This window comes from Paenibacillus algorifonticola (assembly GCF_050481745.1).
Taxonomy (GTDB): Bacteria; Bacillota; Bacilli; order Paenibacillales; family Paenibacillaceae; genus Pristimantibacillus; species Pristimantibacillus algorifonticola_A.
In genome coordinates this window covers 20970-38082 of record NZ_JBCNGR010000040.1, presented here as the reverse complement: position 1 = coordinate 38082, position 17113 = coordinate 20970, and the positions used below count along the sequence as shown (strand labels likewise).

Genomic DNA, 17113 nt, shown 5'->3' with positions numbered 1-17113 from the left:
TTTTTAGTTATTCGCCTTGCAAGCTCAAAAGCTTATAGATCATTACTGCTGCCTGTGCCCGTGTTGCCTTGGCCTGAGGAGCAAATTCATGTTGGCCCATGCCGTTCACGATTCCAGCCGCTTGCATGGCAGCAACACCTTTTTTGGCGTATACCGAAATAGCATGCTGGTCTGAAAATGGGGCTGCTGCTTCCTCTGCTAACTCGAGCTCCGCATATTTCGTTGCCTGATAGGTCATGACCGCCATATCTTGTCTTGTGATTTTGTCGTGCACACCAAAGCTGCCGTCTGATTTCCCTTTAACGATCCCGAGTTTATAGGCTGTGGCAACGGCATCATAGTACCATGCGCCTTGCTGGACATCGCTCAGCGGTGTTAGAGCATTCGCCTCCGTCAAATCCAGTCCGTTCATCAGCATGGCGATAAATTCCGCTCTCGTCACGACAGCTTCCGGTTTAAATTGTCCTCCGCCCGTCCCGCTGACGATATCGCGGGCAGCCAATGCACCAATCGCTTGCTGCTGCCATGCTTTCGTTACATCCTTGAAGCCGACTTTCTTGTACACGACAGCATATTTGCTGAAATGCTTGGGCTTAAACACCACGCTGCCGCTTATCGAATCATATTTGCTATTTTTCACAGCTTCCAGCGCTCCGCTATCCGTGATATAGCAAATAATGACTTGATGCGGATTTTCACCAAGCTGCAAGGAATATGGAATAGCTGCAACGATATCCTCTCGCCCATCAAAATCGCTGACCTTCACCCCATCCACTTCCAGCTGAAAGTCATAAGCGACTGCACCAGTCAATTGCTGCTGCGTCTCTGCAGGAAGCTTGGAAATATCCGCTTTCGTTATCGTTAGGAGCAAGTTTTTTGGCGCTGTGCTTTTATTATTTTCAAGCCATTTCAAGGATAACGTTACGATGGCAAAGCCTGCATCAATTTCGAGCCACTTGGCTTTCTCTGTGCTTCCAGCTTCCAATACTCGCGTGAGTGGGATTTTCACTAACCATTCATTTGCCTCTGCATTTGAATTGATTTTCAGTTTGATTTTGCCATCAATGGCGCTTTCCAGCGCGGCCGTCACCGTTTTTTCATCCACCTCCACCAGCTGCTTGCCGCCTCCCGTTTCTATTGGGGAGGGAGTAGGCTGCGATGAGCTCGAACCGCCCGATGGGCTAGCTGTCGGATTCAGTGTTGCGCTTGGCGTCGGTACCGGACTCGCAGTTGGCTGCGGCGTCCCGCCCGGCGATGGTGTCGCACTTGGCGTTGGCTGCGGCGTTGTACTGCTTGGCGTCGGCTCTGGCGTCGCACTTGCAGACGGCTGCGGTGTCGGCGTAGGGGTTGGGCCTTCGTCCTCTTCCGCAACAAGGACGATTGCCTCCGCCGTCAAGTAGGTGCCGGCCACCTCGCCTTTTACTTTGAAAAGGCCTGTTTTGCTCATTTGCTCCTCATCTATTTTTCCCCATTGCACGTTTGCATGCTGCTCGCTGCCGTCGCTCTTGCTGACGGAAACGGAGGCTGGAAGCAGCGGTAGCGCGCCAACAGCAGCCTTAACCTGTACAGGATGAATCGCTGTTATGGCTGCTCCAGACACTGTTCTCAGTCTTAATACAGTGACCGAATAGGCGGGAAAATCATAAGTAAAGGATTGGCCTAATCCGGCAACCTCCTTTACCTCAGGCCTTACATTTTCCGGTGTGGCAAAAGAGTTTTCCGCCGCAGCCGATGCCGCTTTCAGCTCCAGCACGGTAGCGCTGCTGTCGATATAATCAGCATCCACATTTACGCTTGAGGTTTGCTCGCTGCCGCCAATATTCACGACTTTGACGATTAGATCACCTGTCTTCTCATCCTTCGTCGTCACGCTGTAAAGCGGGCCAGGGTCCCGGTCCACCTCATGCACCAACACGCCATCCAAATAACAGCGAATGAGCGAGCCCTGCAATTCAATTTTAATATCATACCAGCGATTGGCTTCAACTCCGCTGTTCAAGGAATTGCTGATGTTTGACTTGGTGCCGCCAACCGCCTGCTCAATTACAGTCAACGTATTCGACCAGCCGCCAAGATTCCACCAATAATAGTTGTCGGTATCCTTGGCGCCAAACCCGATCAGGAATCCTTCGGACCCTTCCGTCTTCTTCGCTTTCAATTGCAGCGTGTAATTGCTCCATTGCTGGCCATCCTTCAATAGAAGCCGCGCATCCGTTGTACTGGTGGAGGTTTGCTTCAGCACGCCGCTGTCAATGGACCATGCGCCCTTGAAGCTGCTCCACTGTGAAAGCGCCGTCGGATCGCTGAAATCATTTTGCAGCAAAATCGTGCCGTCCTTAGCCGTAACCGTTACATCATCATACTCTACACCTGTGTTCCAAGCGCCGAATGCAATCGAGCCTTGGACGGTGCTGCTGCTATAGCTTTTATTTTTCTGAAGCTGGGACGGCATTAGCTGCTGGCCGATATGGCGGCTGAACAGCTGCTGCACGTAATAGTTCGGTGTCCCGTACGCCTGGCTGTTGTCAAACCAGATTAAATCGGTCGTCCACTGCGTGTTGCCTTGCCTTGCGAACAATGGCGCGAACGAAGACATCGCTACCACGTCCGAATTGCGCTCAAGCCCCGTCATAAACGCCGCTTCGGCAAGGGCGCTTTCCATATTGTTTTTTTTGCCCGTTCCATGCGCTGCATATTCGCCTACAAAAACCTTCGGCCCGCTGCGGCTGTAATGGTCATACCGATTGACATTATTGTAAAACCATTGCGGGCTTTGATACATATGCTCATCGACCAAATCCGCTTTATTGCCGTTGCTTCCAAGCCAATCATAGGCATAATGGAACATCGAATCTTCCGGAAAAGCGCCTGCGCTCAGCACCAACTGAATATCGGGATATTTAGCTTTTATCGCATCATAAAACACTTCATACCGGTCCAAATAATCCTGGCCCCACAATTCATTGCCAACGCCAAGATATTTCATATTAAAAGGCTCAGGATGACCGTTAGCAGCACGCACGGCCCCCCAAGTAGAATCAACCGTTCCATTCGCGTATTCAATGAGATCAAGCGCGTCTTGAATATAAGGGACAAGCTCGTTCATCGGCACTTTCGGGGGATTGCCGTGACAGGACACCTGACCGATAAAAATAATCGGCAAAGGCTCGGCGCCAATATCCTCAGACAGCTGGAAATATTCATGGAAGCCGAGGCCAAACGATTGATAATAATTGGCCGCCCATTGATTGCGCTGGACTTGGCGCTCCGCTACGTCGCCGATTGTATTTTTCCATCTGTAGCGGTTTTCAAGAGAACCGCCTTCCACGATGCAGCCGCCCGGAAAACGGAGAAAGCCCGGATTTAAATGGTCCAGCATTTCGGCTAGATCATAGCGCAGCCCGTTTGTGCGATTTTGCCACGTCTTCTCCGGGAACAGCGACACCATATCCAAATCGATGACCGCCCGCTCCGTGCCGATAACGACGAGCTTGGCGTTCGTGCTGGCGGCATTCGTTTGAATCGCACATCCAAGCTTCTGCCAATCAGCTGTAAGGCCTGTCACCTCGCAGGAGCCATAAACCGCGTCATCTTGTCCTCTAAGCTGTGCCACTAACGGTTTTGTCAAAGGGTTTGCGCTCCGTGCATACACGCTGAAATGATAAGTTTCGCCGCTTGCTACAGCTAGGCCGGAATAACCCGCATTCGCTAACCCAGCACCTGCCCCGGCAGCACTTCCCGCATTCGTAATCGTCAGGCGTGCGAATCGCGGATTGCCGGCGTTCAGCGCTCTATCCGTTGCGGTCGTCAGCTCGCCCGCAGCGCCGCCATAAGCGGTTTTGCTCCAAGCATACAAAGAGGTGCCGAATTCGAAGGAGCGATTTTGCACCATTTCCCCGTATAATCCGCCGTCCGCCGCATAGTTGATATCTTCATAAAAAATGCCGTATAACGTCGGGCTCACCTCATGAGCTGCCTCTCTTCCGTTAATATTCAAGGTGTAGGATGCTGAATCCAGCTCCCATACTACGATGGTAAAGGATTTTGTATCCTGCTCCGCCCCTTTCGCAATCGTCGCTGTAAGGATGACCGTCTTATCGCCTTGGCCCGCTTCCGGACGCGTTACCTTCCCCTCTGCGCTCACCGTTGCCGGATCAGAAGAAGCCCAAGTAATAGCCGTTCCCCCAGGACCTGCCGCGGGAAGTGTCAAATCCTTCGTCTGCTGCGTCGTATCCCCCAGCTCCAGCCAGTTTTTATCATAAGCAATGATTTCGATATCGCTTAGCGCCTCTCCAACAAGAGAGACAAGCTCGCTTGCCGATAAGGCGCGGTCATAGATGCGGAAATCGTCGATTTTGCCGTCAAAATAAGGATCAGCCGCAAATTGGGATTTGCCAATATAATTGCTCGTCGTAAAGCCAAGCTCGGAGGGATCATTTTGCATATTGCTTACGGTGGCCACTTGAATGCCGTTGATAAACATCGTATACGTGTTGCCGGAAATGACAACCGCTACATGCTGCCAGGAGCTTACGGCCGGAAAAGCCGGGCCAGCCAAAGCATTTTCCCCGTTCCCTTGCGGTAGTGCCGCGAAATGAGCCACACCCGCATGATTTTTCAAAGTCAGAAACATCCAATTTGTCGTACTGGTGCCAAAATCAAACACTCTCGCCCACGTTCCCAAGCTGTCCGCCTTTACCCAAGTGGCGATGGTCATATCATGGGTGGATGAAAGCAAGCCATCGGGCAGCTTAACATAACCATCCGTTCCATTTAATTCAATGGCTCCATTTATTTTGCCATCTGCCGTGAAGGCCGCTCCTCCTGCCAATAAGCCGTCATGTCCGTTCAAAGAGCGGTCTTTCACCGTGCTGCCTGCTGTTTCATCAAAGTTGTAGTGAAGCAGAAGACCATCAGGCACTGCCGCAGCAGTTGGGTCAGCCGTTTCTGATACTGGAGCTTCTGATACAGCAGCCTCTGCATTTGTATAAATTGTATGCTCATCCGCTGCAAACACCGGGGACACAACAGAGAAGCACAGCAACAGCACCATCGTGCTTGCTATGACATCTCGTAAAAGCTTATTGCGCAAAAAAACCATGAAAGTCGAACCTCCTTGTTTTTATTGGCATGCGTGTTCACGTTCTTCACAAATAATAAAGCGTTTTCATAAGTTGTTGAATACAGATTTATGCTGAAAATGTGTAAATTTATGTTTGAATTGGAAGCTGCGCACCAAGAGAAGCACAAAAAAATAACCTCTTGGCGATTTGCCAAGAGGTTTGTTTGTCTAAACGGGCGCTGCCTGATGATCCTGTTCGGCAAGCGGCTGTGTTATGAAATTCGCCATTTTGCAAATGCTAATAGGCTCTATTGCTGCTTATGGCTTAGTCGGAATTTCAAGCTTCGTATACCAGCTTTTCCCACCGTCCACTGTGCTGTAGATCGCTGGGGAATTCAGGCTCGTGTCCGCCATAAACCCGACATAGGTGCTCGTAAACGAGATCGTATTGGCATAACCGACCGTATCGGACGGCGCAAACCAGGTTTGCCCGCCATTGGAGGAACGTCCAATTCCAATGCGCTGCGCCGCTGGGGAATATGCGCTCAAAATCGCTGTTCCACCCACAAGCTCAAGGTCGCTCGGATGTCCGCCTGGGGATGCCGGCCCTTGAGACACGAGTCCCTTTGCTTCGCCAGGCGCATTGCCGCCGCCCGCTGTGCTTTGGCTAATGACTTTGCGCCAGCTGGCACCGTTGTTAGCTGAAGCGTACACCGAATAGGATTGCTGCGACATGCCAGCTCCGCCATTAAATTGCGCCCATACTTGAGTGCCATCAGCAACGATTTTGCCGCCGCTCAGCTCATCCGCTTTCACATGGAGGGATGTTGTCCACGTCACGCCTCCGTCCGTCGTTCTCGACAAGTTATAGCCAAGTCCCGGCAGGATGACTAGCGCCCAGCCTTGCTTGTCATTCACAAACTCCGCATAGCGCGTGTTAGCCGGGGTTGCGATTTTCGCCCAGCTTTTCCCGCCATCCTTCGTTTTATAGGCAAAGGCATTCGTATAACCAAAGCCATTATTTTTATCTATAAAATGAATACGCTGCAGCTGAAGCTTGCCTGTAGGCAGCTTCGTAAATTTGCTTCCGCCATCCGTCGTATACAGTAAAGCATTCGGCCCATTGCTCGCAGATTTAGCTAACGCCCAACCCGTCGTATTGGAGATGAAGTCGAGCTGTGCAAACTGCCACGTTCCTTTATAAATCGACTGCCAATGGGAGCCTGAATCGGATGTCCCGATTAGAAAGCCATTTCCGGCCGCCCTTCCCGTCGTTGCATTTAAAAATTGGATATCGCTAAAATGGAAGGCGCTGTCGCCTGCTGGCTTGCCGCCGAACAACTCCTGACCTGCTGCCTGATCCGCAGCTTGCGCTGTCGGCAATATCGTTGCCAGGCCAATCGCTATAGCCGCTGCTGCCATCATGCTTTTTCCTTTGGAGATCGATCGTGTGGATGTTTTCATTATGAATGTCCTCCTGCTTCGTAGATGGTGTAATAAACATTATGATTCTGTCTTCTTAATACCCTTCATCCACCAAAACGAATCTTACGTCCAAATAGTTGCATGGTAAAAGATCACAATTTCAATACCTGATTTGTAACTTTTTATCCTTTGCATTTTTTTATAATCATTATGATAATAAAGGTTACAGCCCTCATTCGATTCAAATGTTGTGCAACAAAATTAGACATAGGCAGGTAAGAGGCAAAATGGACAACAGCAGGCAGTCACAAGGACATATGGCACGAAATGCAGACGAGCAATCAGGAAACAAAACGTACAGGGCTGGGCTTGACGGAATTAGAGCAATCGCCGTAATCGCGGTTATTGTGTATCATCTTCATCCCGGATGGATGCCGGGCGGACTGCTCGGTGTAGGCATCTTTTTTGTCCTATCCGGTTATTTGATTACTAGTATATTAATGCATGAGCTAGAGCAGCATGGAAAAATAGATTTGAAAGCTTTTTGGATTCGTCGTGCAAAAAGATTGCTTCCCGGCATGCTGTTTATGATTGCGGTCACCGGGGCAGCGACCCTGCTGTTTTCTTATCCGCATTGGTCCCCCTTTTTAACCGACTTACCAGGCGTGCTGTTATATGTGAGCAATTGGTGGCTTATTTTACATAATGTTTCTTATTTCGAAAGCTTTGGCCCCGCCTCGCCACTCGGCCATTTATGGTCGCTTGCTGTAGAAGAACAGTTTTATTTGGTGTGGCCGCTTATGCTCTTAGCAGGTCTTCGTTTTTTGAAACGGCGCCGTGCGCTGCTGCTGGGCATACTTGCACTGGCACTATTGTCGGCTGCTGCAATGGCATGGCTTTACCAGCCTGACGGCGATCCGAGCCGTGTTTATTATGGAACAGACACGCGCATGTTCGGCCTGCTCATCGGAGCAGCGCTCGCTCTAATATGGCCTTTTCATAAGCTCAAACCACGCGTATCGAGTGAAGCGAAGCTTACGCTTGATATCACCGGCGGAGCGGCGCTGCTTATCTCGCTGCTTGCTTTTTGGTATACAAATGAGTATCAGCCCTTCTTATATCTAGGGGGCATGCTGCTGCTGTCCTTTGTATCCATGCTGCTTATTATGACAGCGGCGCATCCAGCCAGCCGAATTGGCCGTTTGCTTTCGATTCCGCCGCTTCGGTTTATCGGCGTTCGCTCTTACGGGCTATATTTATGGCATTATCCGGTCGTTATTTTGACGAGTCCGGCTGTTGATACGGGTGAAGTTTCGGTTATGCACCTAAGCTTGCAAGTTGTGTTGATGCTTGTGCTTGCAACCGTATCCTATAAATATGTTGAGCAGCCCCTTCGCAAGGGGAGCATTAGAAAGCTGTGCAAGCAGTTCCCCGGCTGGATCGCGGCCCATTCCTATCGAAGAGCCTTTATCGCTTTTTTCAGTGTCTGCTTAGTCGTCACGATGTCATATGCGCTCCGAATGGATTGGTTAGCGTCGGTCTGGAGCAATAAGCCGATCTCACATGTTCAGGCGTCGGGTAATGATGCCGCTGGGAACGCTGATGCTCCGGGAACGGAGCCCGCTGGGCAAGGGAGCTCTGGGGCTGGTACGGGCGTTGCACCGAGCGAGTCGGGTGAGAACGGAGGCAAGCGGGCGCCTGAGCATGAGGAGCAGCCTCCACAAGCAGAATCGAAGGTAACCGCAATTGGCGATTCCGTCATGCTCGACATTCAGAGCACTTTGGAAAAACTCGTTCCGGGCATAGCGGTAGACGGTCAAATTGGCCGACAAATGTCCCAAGCTCCACCCATCCTTGAGCAGCTCCAGAAGAACGGCAAGCTTGGCGACACCGTTATTCTGGAGCTGGGAACGAATGGCGCTTTTGCAAGCAAGCAGCTCGCGCGAATTTCTGAGCTGCTAAAGGACCATAAAAAAATTATATTGGTGAACACGAGGGTTCCGAGGCCTTGGGAGCAAATTGTCAACGATGCTCTAGCCAAAGCAACTAGAGATAACAAGAATATGGTTCTCGTTGACTGGCACGCTGCCAGCTCAGGAAAAGACGACTATTTTTCAGAGGATGGTGTTCATCTGACGGCAAAAGGGGCAAAAGTGCTGGCTGCGCTGATTGCTCGGACTGTTTAAAGCTTGGATTTGCAGCACATGCAACATCTTGTAACGCCTCGTAACATCTTGTAACATTAAAAACCGCTTGTCATTGTCATAAGACATTTGACAGGCGATTTTTTTTGACTCAAAGCTATTGTTTTCGATATTCTTTATACGATTAGGCGTACCGTTGGAGCTGCCATGCTTTTAAGCGGTTGACTAACCTTTTATCGTTAAAATCGGTTCAACCTCGGCTACGACTTGCGCCATGCCGTGCTCCTCATGGGATTCAATAATGGCATTGATATCCTTGTAGGCATAAGGAGCTTCTTTCTTTAGTTCCTCTTCCCATTTCTTCAAAATATCCGGCCGCGACTTAATATCGTTGCGGTTCGGATCAATCGGCGTGACCACATTAAACTTGGCAATAAATTCACGAAATAAAGCATCATCCACCTTGATTGAGTCGCCTCGGGAAAGACTTCTGCCCGCACCGTGGCTGGCACTGAACAGACTATCCCGATTGCCGAGTCCTGCAAGGATATAGCTTTTTGCACCCATTGATCCCGGGATGAATACAGGCTCCCCCGTATATTGGAAAGGCGTATTCATCATTTGTTCTGCCGACTTTGCAGTACAGGCACCCTTGCGGTGGATAAAACCTGCGCTGCCATCGATCGTTTCTTCCCAAACAAAATTATGCGGCGCATCGTACAGTAATTGATAATCGAACGATTTCAAGCTTTGATGCAATGCTTTTTGCAGCATGAGCCCCAAAAACAAGCGATTCGCAAAAGCAAAATTAGCAGCATTATGAAGAAGGTTCCAATAACGCTTCCATTGCAGCGCATACCGCTCTGATTGCGGCAGCACATAGATGCCATTGCTCGGATGCTTTAATGATGCTGGATAAATGTCTTTCAGCATTTCCTTTATATTTACACCTGCATGATGTCCAATGGATACGGAGCCTGTGTGAATCATCACAACCACTTGGCCGTGCTTAATGTTCCACTCATTAGCCAAGGCAGGATTGCGGATATTTACTACCTTTTGTATCTCGACAAAATGGTTCCCGCCGCCAATGGAGCCAATTTGGCTATCATAGGAAAGCTCTGAGCTGCCCAGAAAGCTGTCGAGTCCGTCTACACCGCCAGCAATGAACGAGCCAGAACGATTGACTCTGGCAAGGTCTTGCTCTTGCTGCCTCTCATCATAAAAATCCCACAGTCCCTGGCGACTGCTCCCTTGATGCGATGCCAAAACACCCATTAAGCCTTCTTTGAAAATCGCTTCGCGCTGCGACCTTGTCATCGGGATGTTACGGCCGCCTTCGAAGAAAATATGGCGAATGTCGGCTTCGATTTTCTTGAGATTAGAACGAATGTCGTCCTCCTGAAGCGAGGTCGTGTACAGCCGCATGCCGCAGTTAATATCGTTGCCTACAGCTTGGGGAATGACGAAGCCTTTGGTCAGGAGGGTTGTGCCAATCGGGATGCCGCTTCCTTTATGGAAATCCGGCGTAATCGCAACTTCTTCGATCTTGGCGTCCGCATTGGAAAAATAGCCGGTCTGCTGCTTCAGCATTTCGACCGATTCATTCACCGTTAGGAGCTGATCCAGCTCTGCCAATGCATTTTTTTCAAGCTTAATATTGTCATTTACGAAAAATCTTACAGGAACATTACTGCTATTTTTAATTTTCAATCAAGAACCATCCTTTTCGTTCGTTTATTTTTATGATTGAGCGTTTGAATGTTTTCGACAGAAATGCATAACATGGCTGCTCACCCTTTCATTGTTGATTTATTATATTTGCTCGATATACAATTGGAGCATAGGATACTGAATAATCAAAGCCGTATGATAAGTACACTTTCCATTTTAACGGTTAAAAGGTTATATCGTCCATAATAGCGTTCAGCTGCTCTCTTTCATTCATAGCATACTGCTGTTTTAAAAAAAACGACGCGCTCCTTTTGCAAGGAACACGCCAATTTCACCGATGAAGTTCAATGAGCGATTATTGGATGCCTTGCATAATTGCATTAATAATGCCTTGCTGTGTTACGGTGTTGTTGGAACGATTGAACAATGCAAATCCGTGCTGGCCATTATGGCCGTTGTCCCAGTATACAGGAACCATCTTGTATGTCTTGGCGGTTGAAGTAACGGCTTTGGCGAATGCTGCGCGGTACGCATTGTTTGTGGAATCATATGCGGTTTTATCAATCGAGCCAAATTCGCCAATCACAGCAGGGTAGCCTTGAGTCACAAACTTATTATACACGGAACTTAGCTGTGCGTTCAGGTAATCCTCCTGTCCCCAAGTAGACTTTTTGGAAGGATTCGTGGCAGTGGCACCCCATTGCGTGATATTGCCGTTTTCCTCGCCTGCAAAATCCCAAGGGGAATAATAGTGCACCGAAATCATGATCCTTTTCTCCGAAATAGGGATTGTAGAGGATCTGTACGTGTCCGTTGGGAGGACGAAGCCATAATTGCCAACGGTATAGTCAATATTCGTATTCCAGCCTGGAATCAGCAGCCATCTGGCACTGTTATTGCCCCCGGTCTTCCGGACTGTATCCACGAAAATTTGATTGTATGCATTAAGATTAGCGTAATATGCAGAATTCGGATTCCCGTAAGTACCGTCAAACACTTCATTCATCGATTCGAAAATAAGCCGCTCGTCATAGTTGATAAACTTGTTGGCAATTTGCTGCCAAACACGTTCGTATTTCGCCTTGATGGCTGCCTGATTACCGCTGTTTACCAGCAACCAGCCACCCTGGATGGAATTAAAGCCATCGCCATGAATATTAATAACAACATATAGACCTTCATTGTAGGCATAGTCAACAACCGTTTTTACTCGATCCAGCCATGCGGTATTAATCGTGTAGTTGGGAGCGCTTCCAATATGATTCAAGTAGGAGACGGGGATGCGAATCGTCTTGAAGCCTGCTGCCTTTACCTTTTGTATTAGCGCTGCAGTAATAACAGGATTGCCCCAGGCTGTCTCGCTTGGTGTACCGTTCACCGTCGCCTCAAGCTGATTGCCCAAGTTCCATCCTGCTCCCATTTCGGAAACGATTTGCGAAGCCTGCAATGACCTGAAATCGGATGTAATGGGTGTTGCTGCCGATGCCTGAGCACTCCATCCCGTAAAAATCATTGTAGTCAGCAGGACAAAAGCTAAACTGCAAACGCCGTATTTCTTCATTTTTGCGAGCATGTCTAAACCTCCGCTAATGTTATTTGGTCGCGCAACAAGCAGGACAGATACCATAATTATTCATAGTCAACGTTATAAAAATCCCCGCCCTCCCTTCTTCATCAGTCCAGCTTGCGTTGTAATTAAGGATTGACTCTTGCAGGCATGATCAACCAAAGGAAACCATCGTCTATGCCGCAGTACATAACATATTATTGGAAAATAAGGATATGTATTCTTTTTTCATCTTTATTGTTACAAGGCCGTCGATTCGAAAATGAGTCTTCAAGCAAAGTCCTCCTATAAACCAAAAAGCAGAAAGCCCCTGTATGACAAGGCTTTCTGCTTTTTTGGATATATGGTTTTGATTATGTAACGGTTAAAAACGCATGGTCACTTCATCGTTAAATGATTTAATAACGCTTCTCCAGCGGACTTAAACACCCTATTTTTCTCCAAAAATTGTTCCACTTCGGATAAGGCTGCGGGTCTATAACCTGGACCACCGCAGCCGCAAGAATGATAAGTAAAGCCATTACGATATAAAAGCTCGACTTTCATCCATTGCTTACTATCGTCTTTTTTCGGAGCTTGAAAATCATGCCCCATATCCTTCATGATATCGCTGCATTGCGGACATCTATATTCTCTATTCGCTTTTTCAGCTTTGTCCAACTCGTAATTGGATGTTTGCTTGAATACTTTTCTGCAGCTAAAACAAGCATAAATATCTTTATAGGGTCCATACATGGCGTATCTGCACATCATAATCACCTTCCTTATTATTTAAAAATCCCTAAGTGACAGCTCATCGATTAACGGTTGAAACACGACATCATATGACCTTTCGATAACAACACCTATGAACAAACGATGATGTACAATAATTGGGATTAACTTTTTTCTAAATACCTTCATGTGCGCTCTCCGTCAAATTTATATTTTGCCGTTTCTTCTAAACACAATCTTATTGAATGCCTGCAGTCCCAAAAGTTTCATGAATGGCTTTCTCATAGCTTTCCCACTTGAAGTAATAAGGCCCTAGCTGAATATGTTTATTGTCAGGTTCTATTCTAAAATCTTCCCATACAACAAAGTCATCTTCCCTTTCAATTCTAACAGAGATAAAGCCGCACTCTTCATCCCCGCACCAAGGGCAGACTAATATGGGATATCTTGAATACATATATTCATGTTGTTTTTTCAGCAGAAAATAATCTATCATTCGTCTCTGATTCTCTTCGCTTCCCCATCCTAGAGCTGGAACCATATCATGTTTTTTGAGCATTTGATAGAGTGATCTGCCATCAATTACTTGTTCATTGTCAGAAAGCTTTTTTGAATAACCGGCTCGAATCTTCTTATCCATTGCGTACTCCTTACTGTTTGTTCCCAACAGCAATCCATCTTCTATCAATATCCTCAAATACAAATTCCTTATTGTTATAGTCCGTCGTTGACAAAGGTCGAACGATCGTAACTCCTAATGTTTTAAGCTCATTTTCCATTTCCACTTGGTTATTTGTAATAAAATAAGCATCATATCCATAACCATGAATTTCTCGATTAGGTGCAATATTTTGCAAAGCCGATTTTGTTAACACGATCTCTATTTGATCCCTGTATAAACAAATATGCGGTTCCTCTGAATCAAGATAACGAACGGCTCTAAATCCAAGTAATTCATAAAAGGCTGTTGTCTTATTCATATCGGAGCTTGGAAAAATTTGAAGACAGTGCGTAAAACCCTTAGTCGACATCTATTTCTGTCCTCTCCTTAAACCTTTTCGGTAATATCTTGCATAATTCATCATAGAAATCAGTCGACTGATTTGAGGAGAATATCCGCGGCCGAAGCACGAATACAGCGTTAAGAAAAGCTGTCTTATTCAAATGGCTTTCCAAACTTATGTTTTAAATAATATTTCAGTCCTGCTCGATCGACATCTGAAAATTTTAGCGGGTCTTTTTTCATTAGTTGATAGATATCATCAATAGCTTCCCATCGAATATGTAGAGTTTCATCTCCTTCAGATAATAATTGACCCTCTGCTCTACAAATAAAGTACATTCCTATTGAGTCAACGGGTCCCTTAATGGTCTGATACACACAATAAGGTTCTAAACATTCCACTTCAAATTCAGAATTAATGCCAGCCGTGTCAATACGCTTTTCGCTGCCTTCTACTTCTGTAACGATCAAGCCTGTTTCTTCTAATACCTCTCGTTTTAATCCATCTAATATAGACTCATAGAGTTCCAATCTTCCACCAGGCAGTTCTATAGCTTCTTCATTTTTCTTATTACGAACTTGGACAATAATTTCAATACCATTATTACGTTTTCTCTCAATAAATGCTCTTGCATTAACGTAGAACATACAATTGTCACCTCTACTCCATATTTAATATTATTCCGATTCTAGGGCGTGTCTGAGAACTCTGAGGACAGCAAATTTTGCCGAATTTTCGTTTCATGCAAGGCGCGTTTGTGAAGGCGTACCGGGGGTACGTCAAGCAAACGGAACGAAGCAGGGGGCGAAAAGGCGGTGAAAGGGGCCACTGAACGGGTTTTCAGACACGCCCTAATATACTTTTTATAAAGTCGGTTTTTGCCTCTGTATAAGCTTCTCTGTCTTCTCTATTTTCTTCTGCTAGCTTTCTTTTTAGTTCAGCATATTGCTCGGCCAAATTAGGCTGTTCACGAAGTTTATTTCTGAATTTGATTTGTTTTTCCCAATGCTCTTCATCCTCCAGCATCAAATGAAGATGACAGTCTCTTCGATCATTTTTAACTTTGACAAAAAATCTTCTCCACTCATGTCCATCCAATTCGGGAGGAACATAATTCCAATGATCAGCATTCAAACTTTCAATGACTTTTTCTACATCATTAAAGGACTTGATTTTTGCCATCATATCAATAATGGGTTTGGCTGGGAGATTGGGAATTGACGTACTACCCATATGTTCTATCTCTCTCACTCCGAACGGATAAAGAATTTCTCTTAAACGATTAACTTCTTGTGTCCCCTTCACTAACCAAGCGGGATCAGGGCTCTTAATCTCAACTGGTTCTGTGGCCCAAACTGGCCAGCTATTCGCTTTAACAGCAGCCTCAATTTGAGCGATGTGATGGTGGTTATGCCATACAAATCTTTGAAGTGCTATATCCAATGTTATATCTCCTAAAACTTGTGTCTTCAAAATTCGCCTGAAATCTTCCGTTTTTAAATGGTTTAGCAGGATCAGAAATCGTCTATGAAGGATTTCAATAAGTAGTATAGAGTCTTCAATAGGTATATTTTCATAGTCGCTTAATTGTGCCCATAAATCTTCCCGATAAGAGTTTCCCATCGGCCCCTCTTCCGTCAGCGCCCTCTTAAATCTTAAGTACGCATTCATATCATTATCAGCAAGATGATGAACGATTTGCTTTATCGTCCAGCCATCTTTGCGATATGGAATGTTAATTTGAGCAGGCTCCAGATCATTCAAAATCATTCTTAATGTCTTTGCGATTTCTGGTATTTGATTGATGAAGAAAACACGTTCTTCATTTGTTGGATTGATTACTGGTTTAAACTGCCCTATAGGATACCGAATATGATCCATTTTCCAATCAACTCCCCTAGCAAGATTTTCAGTCATTATACTTAGAGTGCAAGTTGCCCTACACGAGCTTCAGCGACCCCAGAATCGTCCACACCCCCGAGAGGATGATGAGCCACAAGGTCAACCTTTTAAACAGCTGGTCATCTAACTTTTTGATCGCTATAATGCCAATGAAAACACCGATTAATACGCTTGGAACAAATAATGAGGTATACATCATCACTTTTGGAGTCAGCAGGCCGCTATAATAAAATGTACCAATTGTGATCATGTTTAAAATAACGCCGTACACGGTTATGTTGGCTCTAAATTCATTTTTGCTGTATCCCTGATTGGACAAAAATAAAGCAACCGGAGGACCGCTGAGCGAGATGCTTCCATTTAATAACCCACTCGTCATGCCGATAGGTATAAAAGCGATTTTATCATTACGGACAGGAAAGGATTTCCCTGATAACAATAGACCAGCAAAAGCAATAATTAATATTCCTGTAAAGCCTTTTAGAAGGTCTGCACTGAGATAGACGAGTAAAAAGGTTCCTAGCGGCGCAGCCAATAGGCTCGATAGGATTAATATCCATATTTTCTGAATGGCTACATGCCGCCAACTATTTAGCAGCACGATTATATTCGTGCATAAGCTGAGGATGACGACGATTGGCACAACCTCTTGCAGGGGAATCATTTTCACTAAAAAAGGCATGGTAACTAACGCGAAGCCGAAGCTGGTTAAGCCTTGTACAAACCCCGCTATCAGCACGATAAATATGCCTATGATGAGAAAAGCATTGATTTCAATGTCCATAAAAACTCCTTATGCTTCAAATAAAATTGTATGAAATTCAGTTTTGCATAGATGCCTTCAAATAATCATATTTTTTTTAAGTAGCCCTTGCTTATATTCATCATTTGCATAATTACCTCTTCACTAATATTAAATTCTTTCATTTTTCTGATAATATTACTTCTTTCAGTCCATTGTCCAAAAAACTTCCCATTCTCAAACCCATCTTCTCTAGCCTCAGCAATATCTTGCGAAATTCTAATGATTTCAGTTATTAGTTTTCCATACCATCGGTCTTGCTGAGAGTCATACACTACTACTGCCTTCACTTGAATATCCTCTGTGTAAAAAATGATTTCTTCATTAATCTTCAAATTAAAATATGCGACCTCTTCCTTTGTAATTCTAAATTTACTAGGGTCCGGCTCATTAAAATCCATCGATATCTTTTTCAATTTGATCTACTCCCTCATTATGATGAGCCCGATTTTGTTTATATCAATTTCATAATCATTCTCGTAAATCCACGATCCATGAAAATTCTTTGGCTATCGCATATACGATTTCTTCAATTTCCTCTTCCATTTGCCCGGTACTTGCTTGGGGGATATCTATCTCAATTAAATTTATTTCCTTAACATCATCTAAAGTATCAAAAGCATAGTTTCCATTCTGATTGGCAGAAATACCTTTTGCAGTAACTAGCTCTCCGCAAATCATTTTAGAAAATTTTAATCGACTGGTTCGTTCAAAATGTAAGGTCTCAACAAAAAAGGCTTCAATAACTTCTGTTCTAATCTTCTTACTATAATGCTGATCCGAATATACACTTACATAGTCATACATATAATCACCCTC

13 protein-coding genes are annotated in these 17113 nt (G+C 45.7%); 1 reads left to right on the top strand and 12 read right to left on the bottom strand.

The window, feature by feature from the left end:
* Positions 1 to 7: 7 nt before the first annotated feature.
* Both ABEW34_RS27815 and ABEW34_RS27810 read right to left on the bottom strand, forming a co-directional pair.
* Positions 8 to 5101 carry an S-layer homology domain-containing protein gene (locus ABEW34_RS27815; protein ID WP_430163785.1) on the bottom strand — a complete coding sequence of 1698 codons (5094 nt, stop codon included), beginning with the start codon at positions 5099 to 5101 and terminating at the stop codon, positions 8 to 10.
* A gap of 279 nt (positions 5102 to 5380) precedes the next feature.
* Complete coding sequence (locus ABEW34_RS27810; RefSeq protein ID WP_430163783.1) at positions 5381 to 6526, bottom strand: WD40/YVTN/BNR-like repeat-containing protein; 1146 nt, start codon at positions 6524 to 6526, stop codon at positions 5381 to 5383.
* A gap of 248 nt (positions 6527 to 6774) precedes the next feature.
* Here ABEW34_RS27810 and ABEW34_RS27805 point away from each other — a divergent pair, with 248 nt between their 5' ends.
* Positions 6775 to 8673 carry an acyltransferase family protein gene (locus tag ABEW34_RS27805; RefSeq protein WP_430163780.1) on the top strand — a complete coding sequence of 633 codons (1899 nt, stop codon included), beginning with the start codon at positions 6775 to 6777 and terminating at the stop codon, positions 8671 to 8673.
* 183 nt (positions 8674 to 8856) lie between these two features.
* On the opposite strand, the gene ABEW34_RS27800 is transcribed toward ABEW34_RS27805, so the two are convergent.
* The 10 genes from ABEW34_RS27800 to ABEW34_RS27755 form a co-directional block, all read right to left on the bottom strand.
* Positions 8857 to 10344 (bottom strand): RtcB family protein, encoded by a 1488-nt coding sequence (locus tag ABEW34_RS27800; RefSeq protein ID WP_430163777.1) that lies wholly within the window; start codon positions 10342 to 10344, stop codon positions 8857 to 8859.
* 316 nt (positions 10345 to 10660) lie between these two features.
* Entirely contained in the window at positions 10661 to 11878 is a 1218-nt protein-coding gene (locus ABEW34_RS27795) for a glycoside hydrolase family 5 protein (RefSeq protein WP_430163775.1), read from the bottom strand.
* Positions 11879 to 12250: 372 nt separating this feature from the next.
* Positions 12251 to 12622, bottom strand: a complete 372-nt coding sequence (locus ABEW34_RS27790; protein WP_430163807.1) for a hypothetical protein — start codon at positions 12620 to 12622, stop codon at positions 12251 to 12253.
* A 202-nt stretch (positions 12623 to 12824) separates the two neighbouring features.
* Positions 12825 to 13226 (bottom strand): oxidoreductase, encoded by a 402-nt coding sequence (locus tag ABEW34_RS27785; protein WP_430163773.1) that lies wholly within the window; start codon positions 13224 to 13226, stop codon positions 12825 to 12827.
* Between the two features lie 10 nt (positions 13227 to 13236).
* Positions 13237 to 13617 (bottom strand): VOC family protein, encoded by a 381-nt coding sequence (locus ABEW34_RS27780; protein WP_430163771.1) that lies wholly within the window; start codon positions 13615 to 13617, stop codon positions 13237 to 13239.
* A gap of 125 nt (positions 13618 to 13742) precedes the next feature.
* Entirely contained in the window at positions 13743 to 14237 is a 495-nt protein-coding gene (locus ABEW34_RS27775) for an NUDIX hydrolase (protein WP_430163768.1), read from the bottom strand.
* Positions 14238 to 14430: 193 nt separating this feature from the next.
* Entirely contained in the window at positions 14431 to 15471 is a 1041-nt protein-coding gene (locus tag ABEW34_RS27770; protein WP_430163765.1) for a YfiT family bacillithiol transferase, read from the bottom strand.
* A gap of 58 nt (positions 15472 to 15529) precedes the next feature.
* On the bottom strand, positions 15530 to 16276 hold the full coding sequence (locus ABEW34_RS27765) for a sulfite exporter TauE/SafE family protein (protein WP_430163762.1): 747 nt from the start codon (positions 16274 to 16276) through the stop codon (positions 15530 to 15532).
* Positions 16277 to 16341: 65 nt separating this feature from the next.
* Positions 16342 to 16710 (bottom strand): hypothetical protein, encoded by a 369-nt coding sequence (locus tag ABEW34_RS27760; RefSeq protein ID WP_430163759.1) that lies wholly within the window; start codon positions 16708 to 16710, stop codon positions 16342 to 16344.
* Between the two features lie 55 nt (positions 16711 to 16765).
* The gene (locus ABEW34_RS27755; RefSeq protein WP_430163756.1) at positions 16766 to 17101 is read right to left on the bottom strand and encodes a hypothetical protein; all 336 of its coding nucleotides are present in this window, start codon (positions 17099 to 17101) and stop codon (positions 16766 to 16768) included.
* Between the last annotated feature and the right edge of the window lie 12 nt (positions 17102 to 17113).